The organism is Streptomyces sp. MK7, assembly GCF_032658145.1.
GTDB lineage: Bacteria > Actinomycetota > Actinomycetes > Streptomycetales > Streptomycetaceae > Streptomyces > Streptomyces spiralis.
In genome coordinates, this window is sequence record NZ_JAVACL010000001.1 from 460876 (window position 1) to 473545 (window position 12670).

The 12670-nt window shown below is 71.9% G+C and carries 10 protein-coding genes and 1 pseudogene; 1 reads left to right on the top strand and 10 read right to left on the bottom strand.

Features of this window, described 5'->3' with window-relative positions; genetic code table 11:
• Positions 1–5: 5 nt before the first annotated feature.
• The 8 genes from serS to R2S09_RS02125 form a co-directional block, all read right to left on the bottom strand.
• Entirely contained in the window at positions 6–1283 is a 1278-nt protein-coding gene (gene serS, locus R2S09_RS02090) for a serine--tRNA ligase (protein ID WP_306184484.1), read from the bottom strand.
• 561 nt (positions 1284–1844) lie between these two features.
• Complete coding sequence (pheA, locus tag R2S09_RS02095; protein ID WP_306184483.1) at positions 1845–2777, bottom strand: prephenate dehydratase; 933 nt, start codon at positions 2775–2777, stop codon at positions 1845–1847.
• A 120-nt stretch (positions 2778–2897) separates the two neighbouring features.
• Positions 2898–4193 (bottom strand): iron uptake transporter deferrochelatase/peroxidase subunit, encoded by a 1296-nt coding sequence (efeB, locus tag R2S09_RS02100; RefSeq protein ID WP_316739426.1) that lies wholly within the window; start codon positions 4191–4193, stop codon positions 2898–2900.
• Between the two features lie 8 nt (positions 4194–4201).
• Positions 4202–6232, bottom strand: a complete 2031-nt coding sequence (locus R2S09_RS02105) for a copper resistance CopC/CopD family protein (RefSeq protein WP_306184482.1) — start codon at positions 6230–6232, stop codon at positions 4202–4204.
• 13 nt (positions 6233–6245) lie between these two features.
• A complete protein-coding gene (locus R2S09_RS02110) occupies positions 6246–6731 on the bottom strand; it encodes a copper chaperone PCu(A)C (RefSeq protein WP_316739427.1) in 486 nt (161 codons plus the stop codon).
• Complete coding sequence (locus tag R2S09_RS02115) at positions 6728–7375, bottom strand: SCO family protein (protein ID WP_306184480.1); 648 nt, start codon at positions 7373–7375, stop codon at positions 6728–6730. Before R2S09_RS02115 ends, R2S09_RS02110 begins: the two co-directional genes overlap by 4 nt.
• A 90-nt stretch (positions 7376–7465) precedes the next feature.
• Entirely contained in the window at positions 7466–8209 is a 744-nt protein-coding gene (locus tag R2S09_RS02120) for a YcnI family protein (RefSeq protein ID WP_316739429.1), read from the bottom strand.
• A 237-nt stretch (positions 8210–8446) separates the two neighbouring features.
• On the bottom strand, positions 8447–9301 hold the full coding sequence (locus R2S09_RS02125; RefSeq protein ID WP_316739431.1) for a hypothetical protein: 855 nt from the start codon (positions 9299–9301) through the stop codon (positions 8447–8449).
• Between the two features lie 313 nt (positions 9302–9614).
• Here R2S09_RS02125 and R2S09_RS02130 point away from each other — a divergent pair, with 313 nt between their 5' ends.
• Positions 9615–10067, top strand: coding sequence for an ATP-binding protein (locus R2S09_RS02130; RefSeq protein WP_316739432.1), 453 nt, complete (start codon positions 9615–9617; stop codon positions 10065–10067).
• Here R2S09_RS02130 and R2S09_RS02135 read toward each other — a convergent pair.
• Both R2S09_RS02135 and R2S09_RS02140 read right to left on the bottom strand, forming a co-directional pair.
• Positions 10030–11226, bottom strand: a complete 1197-nt coding sequence (locus tag R2S09_RS02135) for an MFS transporter (protein WP_316739434.1) — start codon at positions 11224–11226, stop codon at positions 10030–10032. The two genes, R2S09_RS02130 and R2S09_RS02135, sit on opposite strands and share 38 nt — an antisense overlap.
• A gap of 90 nt (positions 11227–11316) precedes the next feature.
• Positions 11317–12349: pseudogene (locus tag R2S09_RS02140) on the bottom strand (PLP-dependent aminotransferase family protein); the annotation flags it as partial.
• Positions 12350–12670 lie beyond the last annotated feature (321 nt).

A 12670-nucleotide genomic window follows, 5' to 3' on the forward strand; every position in this document is an offset into this window, starting at 1 on the left:
GGCGGTCACTTGGCCACCGGCTCCAGGACCTTCCGGCCGCCGAGGTAGGGACGCAGCACCTCGGGCACGCGCACGGAGCCGTCGGCCTGCTGGTGGTTCTCCAGGATCGCGACGATGGTGCGCGGGACGGCGCACAGCGTGCCGTTGAGCGTGGCCAGCGGCTTGACCTGCTTGCCGTCGCGGACCCGGATCTGCAGCCGGCGCGACTGGTACTCGGTGCAGTCCGAGGTGGAGGTCAGCTCGCGGTACTTGCCCTGGGTGGGGATCCACGCCTCGCAGTCGAACTTGCGCGCGGCCGAGGAGCCCAGGTCACCCGAGGCGACGTCGATGACGCGGAAGGGCAGCTCCAGCGAGGTCAGCCACTGCTTCTCCCACTCCAGCAGCCGCCGGTGCTCCTCCTGCGACTCCTCGGGGGCGACGTAGGAGAACATCTCGACCTTGTCGAACTGGTGCACGCGGAAGATGCCGCGAGTGTCCTTGCCGTGCGAGCCGGCCTCGCGGCGGAAGCACGGCGAGAAGCCCGCGTAGCGCAGCGGCAGGCGCTCGGCCTCGATGATCTCGTCCATGTGGTAGGCCGCCAGCGGCACCTCGGACGTGCCGACCAGGTACAGGTCGTCCTTGTCGAGGTGGTAGACGTCCTGGGCCGCCTGGCCGAGGAAGCCGGTGCCGGCCATCGACTGGGGGCGGACCAGCGCCGGGGTCAGCATCGGGGTGAAGCCGGCCGCGGTGGCCTGCGCCATCGCCGCGTTCACCAGGGCCAGCTCCAGCAGGGCACCGACACCGGTGAGGAAGTAGAAGCGCGAACCGGACACCTTCGCTGCGCGCTCCACGTCGATCGCGCCGAGGAGCTGACCGAGTTCCAGGTGATCCTTGGGTGCGAAGCCCTCGGCGGCGAAGTCGCGGATCGTGCCGTGCGTCTCCAGTGTGACGAAGTCCTCCTCACCGCCGACGGGCACGTCGGGATGCACGAGGTTGCCGAGCTGGAGCAGCAGCTCCTGGGTCTCGGTGTCCGCCGCGTCGCGCTCGGCGTCGGCCGCCTTGACGTCGGCGGCGAGCTGGCTCGCCTTCTTCAGCAGCTCGGCCTTCTCGTCACCGGTGGCCTTGGGGATGAGCTTGCCCAGCGCCTTCTGTTCGGCGCGCAGCTCGTCGAAGCGGACGCCGGACGACCTGCGCCGCTCGTCGGCAGACAGGAGGGAGTCGACGAGCGCGACGTCCTCTCCACGGGCGCGCTGGGAAGCGCGCGCACGGTCAGGGTCCTCACGGAGCAGGCGAAGGTCAATCACGCGGTCAAGGCTACCGGTGCGGCGTTCCCGCTCACGACCCTGTATTCCGAACCGCGCGTCTCGATGCCGTACACGGCCGTACGCACCGTTATGGATGAATTGCGCAGTGTGTCAATAAAGAGATGCTCTGCTCCCCGGAAGGGGGCAGGTCGCGGATGCCTGGTTGACTGGATTTCCTTGTGCGGAACGGGACTTGGCGCCTGTGTTGTCCACAGGGATCCACGTCCTCCGGAAAGTTATCCACAGGCTGTGTGCAAGATCTGTGGACTCCGGAATTGATCACTCCGGAAGCGTCGGCCGGAAGGAAGAATTCCCAGTACAAACCGGCCTGACACCCACTTTCGGGTGGAAAGGGGTCGCCCCAAGAGATGAACCGAAGGAAACGGGTGGACGAAGGGTTACCTACGGGGTGATGGCCCGGCTTGCGAGCCGTAGGGCGATTTGTCGACCGGGTCGCTGCGTGGTGTCGACTTGTCCCCAGGTCGATCAGGGCACCTGTGGATAACTTCTGTGGATAACGAAGATCTGCAGGTAGGACCGGTCGCACTCGGTCAGAAGCGGCTAGAAACGGCCGTCCTGGCAGCGTGCCACCCAGTCCGCCGCCGCCGTGAACTCCCCGTCCGACGTCCCCGTGGACGGCGGCCGTACGTCCGCCACCCCGATGTCCGCACGCGGATAGGAGCCGAGGAAACGCACCTGCAGACAGATCCGCTTCAGGCCCATCAGGGTCTCCGCCATCCGGCGGTCGCTGATGTGGCCCTCGGCGTCGACGCAGAAGCAGTAGTTGCCGATGCCGGCGCCGGTCGGCCGGGACTGCAGCAGCATGAGGTTGATGCCACGGGAGGCGAACTCGCCCAGCAGATCGCGCAGGGCGCCGGGGTGGTCGTCGCGCTGCCACAGGACGACGGAGGTCTTGTCCGCGCCGGTGGGCGCGGCGGGCCGGGCGGGCCGGCCGACCAGCACGAACCGGGTCTGCGCGTTCTCCGCGTCGTGGATGCCCGTCTCGAGGGGCTCCAGCCCGTACCGTTCGGCCGCGAACTCACCGGCGAAGGCCGCGTCGTAGCGGCCCTCCTGGACCAGGCGCGCGCCGTCCGCGTTCGAGGCGGCGGACTCCCACACGGCGTCCGGCAGGTTGGCCCTCAGCCAGTTGCGCACCTGCGGCTGGGCGGCCGGGTGGGCGGTGACCGTCTTGATGTCGGACAGCTTGGTGCCGGGCCGGACCAGCAGCGCGAAGGTGATCGACAGCAGTACCTCGCGGTAGATCATCAGCGGCTGGCCCGCGACCAGCTCGTCGAGCGTCGTGGTGATGCCACCCTCGACGGAGTTCTCGATCGGCACGAACGCGGCCTCGGCGTCACCGGTGCGGACCGCGTCCAGCGCGGACTGCACCGACACGTACGGGACCAACTCCCGGGTGGCCGCCTCGGGAAGCGTACGCAGGGCCACCTCGGTGAAGGTGCCCTCGGGGCCGAGATACGCATAGCTCGCTGGCATGTCCTCACCCTAATGGCCTTGACCGGACTCGGCCCATGTGTCTCATGTGCGCCCCTCCCATGGGTGACCCACCGCGCCCTCCCTTGTGGAGGACGCGAACCCTCCCTCGGAGGACGGCTCTCATCCCTCCAGCAGCCGCTGCCCCACGTACTCGCCCTTGGCCGCCCCGCCCGGCACGGCGAACAGTCCGCTCGCCTCGTGCCGGATGAACTGGGACAGCGCGTCACCCCGGTCCAGCTTGCGCTGCACCGGCACGAAGCCCCGCAGCGGGTCCGCCTGCCAGCAGATGAACAGCAGGCCCGCGTCCGGGGTGCCGTCGGCGCCGAAGCCGTCGTGGTAGGAGAACGGGCGCCGGAGCATGGCGGCGCCGCCGTTCTGGTCGGGCCGGGTGATGCGGGCGTGGGCGTTGATCGGGACGACATAGGAGCCGTCCTCGCCCGTCTTCTCCAGGTCCATGGCGGTCGTCTCGGTGCCCCCGCTCAGCGCCGCGCCGTCGGACTTGCGGCGTCCGATGACGTTCTCCTGCTGGGTGAGCGAGAGCTTCTCCCAGTCGTCGAGGAGCATGCGGATGCGGCGTACGACGGCGTAGGAGCCGTTCGCCATCCAGGCCGGCTCGCCGTTCGCGGGGACGAAGATCCGCTGGTCGAAGTCGGCGTCGGAGGGCTCGGGATTGCGGGTGCCGTCGATCTGACCCATCAGGTTGCGGGCCGTCATGGGCTGCGCGGTGGCACCCGGGGAGCGGTTGAAGCCGTTCATCTGCCAGCGGAGCCGGGCGGCGCTGCCCGCGTCCTTCTGGATCGCGCGCAGGGCGTGGAAGGCGACCAGTGCGTCGTCGGCACCGATCTGCACCCAGAGGTCGCCGTTGCTGCGGGCCTTGTCGAGGTGGTCGGAGGAGAAGTCGGGCAGCGGGTCGAGGGCGGCCGGCCGCTGCTTCCCCAGGCCCGTGCGGTCGAAGAAGCTGTGGCCGAAGCCGAAGGTGATCGTGAGCGAGGAGGGACCGGCGTCCCGGGCGACGTCGGTGTCGTCGTGCGTGGCCGGCTCGCCCGCCATCAGCCGCTCGGCCGTCGCCGACCAGCGGCGCAGCAGCGCGGCTGCCTCCTTGCGGCCCGCGCCTGCCGCAAGGTCGAAGGCGACGAGGTGGCCACGGGCCTGGAGGGCGTCGGTGATGCCCGGCTGATGTTTCCCGTGAAACATCGCCCGGTTCGAGCCGAGCGAGGTGAGCGGGGTGGCTGCGGCGGGTGAGCCGTTCTCCTCGGAGGCGGACTGCCGGGGCAGGCCCGGGACGGCCGGCTCGGGCATGGCCTTCGAGGCCTTGGTCCCGGCCTTGGAGGCCGTGGGCACGGCGGCCTTGGATCCCTCGGGTGTGGCGGCCTTGGAGGCCTTGGGGCGGGCCTTCGGGCTGGACTGTTCGGTCATCGTGGTGCTCAGCCGATCTGCGCGTTCTTGGTGACGGTCACCTGGTCGATGTCGGATGTCCGCACGGTCACGGCGACCTTCCAGTCGCCGGCCATGGGGATCTGCACTCCGCTCGCCGCCCAGTGCCCGGTGGTGATGTGGTCGGGGGCCACCGGCAGCGGCCCGATCTTCTTCGCGGTCAGGGTGAAGGCGACCTTGACCTCGGGGATGTCGAACGCCTGCCCGTCGGGCCGCTGGACGTAGACGTGCAGCTCGTTGCCGCCCACCCGCGCGGGGTCGATGTCGAGCCGTACGACGCCCTTGCCGTTCTGGCCGCCGGTGTCGAAGGTCATGTCGAGGGTGACCGCCCCCGCGGAGGACGAGGAGGAGTTCGAGGAAGCCGCCGAGGAGGTCGTGGCGGCCTTGGCCTCCTCCTCGGTGCGGCCGGGTTCGGTCTGGGTCAGCACGGTGGTGACGGCCAGCAGCACGACGGCGACACCGGCTTCCGCCAGCACGGAGCGGCGCAGCCCGAACCGGTGAGGATCGGCGTCACGCAGCCGCTTCTGCCGTGCCGCGTCCATGGCGGCCCGCTGCCGGGCGAGCTGGGCGGCCCGCCGGGAGTCGCCGCCGGAGTCGCCCTCGGCGGAGCGCGTTCCGCCCGAGTCACCGTCGGCGGAGCTCGTCCCCCCGGAGTCGCCGTCGGCGGAGCTCGCCGCGCCCGTCGCACCCTTGCGTACGGCCGCGGTCTCCTTCCGCTCCGCCTCCTGCGTCCCCTCCACGGCAGGGCTCGTACGCCCCGTCGTCTCCGCCTCGGTCACGGCCCCGGTCGCCGTCTGCGCCAGCCGTCCCGTCCAGCGCCGGGAGAACCAGCCGAGCCCGACCAGCAGCAGCACGAGCCCGATCTTGGCCAGGAGCAGCTGCCCGTAGCGGGTGCCGGTCAGTGCGGACCAGGTGCCGACCTGACGCCAGGCCTGGTAGGTGCCGGTGGCGACCAATGTGAGCACGGACCCGAAGGCGACGCGGGAGAAGCGGCGTACGGCCGAGGCCTCGACCGGGGCGTCCGCGGGCGCCCCGTACAGCGCGACCAGGAGCGCGACGAGCCCGCCGAGCCAGGCGGCCACGGCCAGCAGATGGACGACGTCGACCGGCATCGCGATGCCCGGTTGCAGGCCGACCGAGGCGTGCTCGGCCATCGCCCAGCTCGCGGCGAGGCCGGCGGCGACCACGGTGCCGCCGATCGCGAGCCCGAAGGCCAGATCGCGCTTCTCCTCGTCGTCCCGCTTCTCGTGGGCCCCGAAGAGCACCGCCACGAACAGGGCCGCCGCGGCGAGCAGCAGCAGCCGGGAGACGAGGGCGGCGCCGGTCTTGGTCTGGAGCACCTGCCCGAGCAGGTCCAGGTCGAAGACGTCCCCCACCTTCCCGGAGGTGGTGTAGGAGCCGCGCAGGAGCAGCAGCGCGAGCGTGGCCGCGGTGAGCGCCACCCAGCCGGAGACGACGAGCCGTTGCAGCACCCGTACCCCGGCTCCGCGCCGCCAGCAGGCCAGTACGAAGGCGGCGCCGCCGGCCAGGACGATGAATCCGGCGTACGAGACGTAGCGGCCCAGCCCGTACAGCAGGCCGACGATTCCGCCGCCCACCTCCTGGCCGCCGACCGCGACCGAGGTCTTGGAGGGCGCGCCGACGGAGAAGGTGTAGGCGCCGCCGACGGGGTGGCTGTCGGCGGAGACCACCTGGTAGGTGACGGTGTAGGTGCCGTCGGACAGCCCGGCGCGCAGTCGGACGGCGTACGTGGTGCCGCTGACGTTGGCGGGGTTCCCGGTGTCGACGCGCGCGCCCTTGGGGTCGAGGACGCGCAGTGAGTCGTCGTTCATGGCGACCTTCTCGGAGAAGGTCAGCGAGACCTGGGTGGGTGCCTTGTCGACCACCACCCCCTGCTGGGGGTCGCTGCCGGTCAGCGCGGCGTGCGCGGAGGCGGGTCCGGCACCGGCCAGGAGCATGCCGGTGACGGCGAGGAGCAGCAGCACCAGGGTCCGGATGCGGGGGGCGGTGGTCTGCGTCAAGGCGGTCCCTCCCTCAGTGTCCGGTCGCGGGGTTGTACGTGGCGGACTTCACCGGCATCTCAACCCTCAGGTCGCCGGACTTGGCGAAGTGCAGGTCGACCGTGACCGTCTGGCCCTGCTCGGGCTTGCGCTTGAGCTCGTCGAACATCAGGTGGTTCCCACCGCTGCGGAACACCAGCCGGCCGTGTGCGGGGACGGCGAGACGGTCCACCTGGCGCATCGCCCCGCCGACGGTCTCGTGCACGGTGACGTCGCCGGCGGCGTCGCTGGTGACCGAAGTCAGCTCGTCCACGGCGTCGCCCTTGTTGACGATCGTCAGGAAACCGGCGGCCATCGAGTCCGAGACCGGCTGAGGCATGTAGGAGGAGTCGACGGACAGCTCGGCGCTGCCGCCGCCGGACTCGGAGCCGGAGGCCGAACCGCCGCACCCGGTCAGCAGGAGTGTTCCGGCCAGGACGGCACCGATGACGAAGGGGGCCGCGGCACCCGGGCGCCTCACGGGTTCTCCCCCTTGATGAGCTTGGGGAGGTCCTTGGTGTAGTCGTCGACGGTGGTGTCCTCGCCGTAGACCACATAGCCCCGGTCGGTCTTGGGCGAGAAGGCCATCACCTGGGTGCCGTGCACCGAGACGAGCTTGCCGTTCTTGTCCTTCTTCGTCGGCTCGATGCTGATGCCGACGCTGCGCGCCCCGGCCTGGATGGTGGGGAAGTCACCGGTCAGGCCGATGAACTGGGCGTCGATGCCCTTGAGCCAGGTACCGAGCTCGGCCGGGGTGTCGCGGCCGGGATCGGTGGTCACGAACACCACCCGCAGCTTGTCCTGCTCGGCCTTGGGCAGTGCCTTCTTGGCGACGGCCAGGTTGTTCATCGTCAGCGGGCAGATGTCGGGGCAGTGGGTGTAGCCGAAGTACAGCAGCGTGGGCCGGCCCGCGGTCTCCTTGCGGAGGTCGTACTTCTTGCCGTGGGTGTCGGTGAGCACCAGATCGGGCTTGTCGAACGGCTGGTCGAGGACCGTCGCGGCCTTGTGCGAGGTCTCCTCGGAGACGAAGGTGGCGGGCTTGCTGTTGTCGCCGCTGCCGCAGGCGGAGAGGGTCAGCGTGGCGGCGGCGAGCAGCGCTGCCGCGGCGAACGTCTTCTTACGCATAGAGAAATGTCCCAGATGTGAGATCTCCGGCGCGTGCCGGGGTCGTACGCAAGCGTCGCACGGCCCCGGTACGCGACACGGACGAGCAGGTCAGGCGGCGGTGCGCCGACGGCCGGCGAACACGCCGTACGCTACGCCCGCCGCGCCGATCACGATGCCCACGACGCCGAGCACGCGGGCGGTGGTGTCACTGCCGCTCTTCGAGGCCGCGGTGGTGTCCTGGGCGGCGGGCTCGGAGTCGTCGGTGGCGTTCTGCGCGGTCGCCCCGTGGGCGTCGCCGTCCGAGGCCGCGGCCAGCTGCAGCACCGGAGCCGGGTTGTCGGGCTCGGGCTGTCCCTTCTGCGGCTCCTCGATCCAGCGGACGACCTCCTTGTTGGAGTACGTCTGGAGCGCCTTGAAGACGAGCTGGTCGGTGTCCTCGGGCAGCTGGCCGATGGAGAGCGGGAACTTCTGGAAGTAGCCCGGCTCGATGCCGTCGCCGTCGGCGGTCCAGGTGACCTTGGTGACGGCCTGGGCGATCTTCTCGCCGTGCATCTCGATCGGCTTGGCCAGCTTCGACTTGGTGACGTCGATCTTCCAGCCGTCGATCGGCTCCGGCATCACCGAGGCCAGCGGGTGGTCGGTCGGGAAGTTGACCTCCACCTTGGTGGTGGAGGCGTTGTCGCGCTCGTTGGGGACCTTGAAGTCGACGACGGCGTAGCCGCCCTTGGCGGGCGTGCCCTCGGGCTGCACGGTGACGTGCGCGAACGCGGGGACGGACACGGCGAGGACGGCTGTGCCCGCGAGGGCGCCGACGGTGACGAGGCGAGTGGTCTTGCGGCTGATGGCCTTCATGACAGGTGCACTCCGCTTCGAGTGGGTTCCGGTGGACACCGGTCGCGGTCCGGCGGATGCCGGTGTGCGTGCCGGTGGTGAAGAGGGAGGCGCGTGCGCAGGGCTGACCGCCGGTGCATGGGGGCGGATTCCCCGGAAAACGGGCACGCGCGCGCGTGCCGCACGACGGCGGCCGCTCCCTCCGGCGGAACCCGCTCGATGGCGGTCCTGTGTCCTGTGGGTGCTGGTCGCGTCGTGTCAGGCGGCGAGGGCGAGGGCGGCGGTCGGCGGGCCGCGGCGGATCACCGTGTGCTGGAGCGCGGCAGAGCGCGGTGCGTGGGCCGGGGTGTCGGCGGCGCGCGTGTAACGCGGGCCGGTCGCGGGCGCCGTGGGCAGCCCCGCGCACAAGGCGCGCACCAGCGCGAGCGCCCCGCGCAGGGAGCGTACGAGTGCGCCCTCCACGACTCCGTGCGCCGACAGCTCGATCAGCCGCAGCACGGCGAGGTCGCCGCGGCGCAGCAGCCAGCCCGCGACGAGTCCGGCGAGCAGGTGACCGAGCAGCATGGGCAGGGACGGCAGCAGCGAGGCCGCCGAACCGGTGACGGACAGGGCGTCCGCCGGGTGGTGCACGGCCGAGGTGCCCGGGGCGGGCCCGGGGTAGAGGTGCGCGTCCACGAGGATCCGGTGCGCGCGGGCCGGGGTGATCCCGGCCGGGCCGGTGCCGCACAGGTACCGCGCGGCCTGTTCCACGAGCCCGGCGTCGGACACGGCCTGCGCCGATCCCGAGGACGCCGAGCCCAAGGACGTCGATCCGGACGATCCCATGCCCGCCATGCCGTACTGCCCCAGCCCGAACAGCGTGTGCAGCACGATCTGCCCGACCGTGAGCAGCGCCGCGATCCCCGGCAGCGAGCGCGCCCGCCCGGCGAGCGGCACCACCACGAGAAGGGCCCCCAGGAAGCCCGCGCCCAGTGTCCACAGCGGCACCGTGGCGCAGGAGGCCAGCGTGTGACCGGCCGCGGCCAGCACGACGCAGACCGCGGCGAACACCGCGGCCCGCAGCATCCGGAGATCGCGTCCGGCGTGTGCCGTGCGCGAGTGGGGGGCAGACATGGCGGGCTCATCATCCCACTGGGCGGCCACGGTGCGTACGGCAGGTCCACAAGATGCGGTACGTCCGTCTGGTCACCCTCTGTCCTCCGTGACCCGGCGTCCCCTGTCTTCCGACGGCCTTCCTGCGGCCGGCCAAGTGCCGTCCCACCCGCCGTCTTCCAGCTGTCTTCCGGCCGCAGTCCGAGCTCGCATACACCGATTCCGCCCCCGCCGCATCCGCCGATCGAGCGGTCCGTCGTCAACTCCGTGCTTACGGCCGGGCACGAAGGGCAATACGTATCGGTATGTCGAGCCGCGGCCAGGAGGCTGGAGCATGAGCATCTGGTGGTCCCTCCATCTACGGCGTGACGCTGCCAGCGTGCCGCTCGCCCGGAGGCTGCTCCTCGGCACGATGGAGACCGCGGGCGTCGACCCCGACATCTCCTACGACCTGTCCGTGGCGCTGAGCGAGGCCTGCGCGAACGCCGTCGAGCACGGCGGGGACGGCGAGGACGGCGGCGGCGAGGCCTACCGCGTCACCGCCTACCTCGACGGCGAGAAGTGCCGTATCGAGGTCGCCGACGCGGGCCCCGGCTTCTCTCCCACCGTCCGAAGGGCACCGATCCGCCCCGCGCACGCCGAGTCCGAGCACGGCCGGGGCCTGTGCCTCATCCAGGAGCTCGCCGACCACGTCCACATCGGCAACAAGCCGGGCCGGGGCGGTGCGGTGGTGAGCTTCGACAAGATCCTCAAGTGGCGGCACGGCGCACCGCTGGTGGCGGTGTAGCGAGTCCGGCGCCCGGGGCAGCGCCGTCCGCCGGCGCGGCCCGGCGCGCGGCCGGGCCCATCGCGTACGAGGCCGCCGCCGTCGCGCCGCCCAGCAGCAGCCAGCCGGGCGTGCCCCACTGCACCAGCAGCGAGGTCAGCACCAGCGGGCCGAGGGTGCGGGCCACGGTGACGCCGGTGCCGAAGAAGCCCTGGTACTCGCCGGTGCGTCCGGCCGGCGCCAGGTCGAAGGACAACTGCCAGGCGCCCGCCGACTGCCCCATCTCGGCGACCACCTGCAGCACCGCCCCCGCCACCAGGAGGGCCACGGCCACCTGCGCGGGGACACGGGCCGACAGGGCGAACACCGCACAGGCCGCGAGCATCACCCAGCTCGCATGCCGCACCGCGCGCGCCGCCCCGGTGTTCAGCACGAACAGCGCGGACACCACCCAGTCCGGGGCGCCGGTCCGCTCGGTGATCCACAGCGGCAGCCCGAGGCTGAGCAGCGGCATCCGCAGCAGCAGGACCGTGTTCAGCAGCGTCAGGACGACGTAGGGGCGGTCGCGCAGCACCGTGAGACGCGTGGGCGCCTGCCGGGCCGGGGGCACCGGCGGCACCCGCAGCAGGAGTCCCGCGCACAGCAGGAAGCTCGCCGCGTCCAGCGCGAACACGCCCAGGTAGGCCGCCCGCGTGCCGGTGTGCAGGGCGAGCCCGCCCAGGCCCGCGCCGACCGCCAGGCCCGCGTTGAGCGTCGACTGAAGGTGGGCGAGCAGCCCGGTCCGCTCCGCCGCGGACACCAGGCCGGCCAGCAGCGCCTGCCGGGCCGCGGCGAGCCCGGACTGGGCGGCGGCGTAGGCGCACGCGGCGGCCACGAACGGCACGAAGCCGCGTACGACGAGGAAGGCCGCCACCGCCAGTCCGGTCACCAGCGCCAGCACCACCGCCGTACCGCGTGGCCCGCGCCGGTCCGCGACCCGCCCCAGGGGTACCCCGACGAGCGAGCCGACCGCCCAGGCGACGGTCAGGCCGAGCCCCACGCGCGCGGGCGCCAGCCCGACGACGTGTGTGAAGTAGAGCGCCGAGGTGACGTAGTAGGCGCCGTCGCCGACCGAGTTGGTCAACTGAGCGAGGGCCAGGACCCGTTGCGGCCCCGGAGGCGGAACGAGGGAGACCGTCATACCGATGACACCAGAGGCAGGATGGACCCCTCGGCAGACCCAATGGCCGCCCGTTCGAGTGGTCCACTTGCCCGGACGGGTCAGCAGGGCTCACGCCCCGTCAAGAACCTTCGCCAGCACCGCCAGTGCCTCGGGATACGCCCGCTCCCGGGGCGTTCCGTAGCCGACGACCAGCCCCTGCGGCCGCCCTGCGCCGGAGCCGCCACCGGAGCCGCCACCGGAGCCGCCACCGGAGCCGTCACCGGGACCGGAGGCGGAGCCGGAGCCGTCACCGGGTCCGGGCCCGTGCCAGTGGTCGCCCAGGCGGCCGAGCGCGAGCCCCTCCGCCTGCGCGCGGGCCAGCACCTCGTCCTCGTCGGCGACGTCGATCAGGGCGTGCAGCCCGGCGGCGATCCCGCGCACGCGATGGCGGGAGCCCAGCCGGTCCAGGAGCTGGTCGCGGCGGCGCCGGTAGCGCAGCCGGCAGGCGCGTACGTGCCGGTCGTAGGCGTGGTAGGTGCGGCGGCAGCACCATCCAGCCCAGCCGCAGGGCGGGGCCGAGGGTCTTGGAGGCGGTACCCAGGTACACGACCTGCCCCGGCGCCATGCCCTGGAGGGCGCCCACGGGCTGGCGGTCGTAACGGAACTCGCCGTCGTAGTCGTCCTCGACGATCAGCCCTCCACGCGCGCGTGCCCAGTCGGTCAGTGCCCGCCGCCGCTCGGGATGCAGGGTCACGCCGGTCGGGAACTGGTGCGCCGGCGTGACGACCACGGCGCTCCCCTCGCCCAGTTCGTGTGCGCAGGCGCCCCGGTCGTCGACCCGTACCGGCGCGACGCCCGAGCCGTTGCGCCGCACCACCTCCCGGTGAAAGGGCAGCCCGGGGTCCTCCATGGCGACCGTGCCGCCGTCCAGGACGCGGGTGAGCAGCGCCAGTCCCTGCACATACCCGGAGGTGATCACGATCCGCTCCGGCGGCGCGATCACCCCGCGCGCCCGCCCCAGATAGCTTGACAGCGCCGTACGCAGCTCGATCCGGCCGCGCGGATCGCCGTAGTCGTACGCCAGGGAGGGCGCCGTCGCCAACCAGCGATGCAGCGCGTGCAGCCTGGCCGCCCGCCGGGAATCCTCCACGTCCGGGCTGCCGCGCGGTCAGGTACCGTTCCTGTGCAGTGAGCGGGCGTGAGCCCGATCATTGGCACGCCCCGAACGGTCTTGGGCGCACTGGTCGTCCGCTTTCGCAACCAGGCGGCAACACGGATCCTGTCCGTGGTCCGAGCCGGAAGGGCAGAGTCCCTCACGACCCGGCTTTGTAGTTGCGGCCAAAGGCGACGGAGAGGCCCTGACCCATCACTCCGGTGGAGCAGGGGCCTCGCACGCTGGCGCCGCACCCGGCGTCCCAGATCGCGTAATCACGCCAACCCTGACCCTGCCCAGTGCCGCAAGCCCGTCATCCTGACCATCACA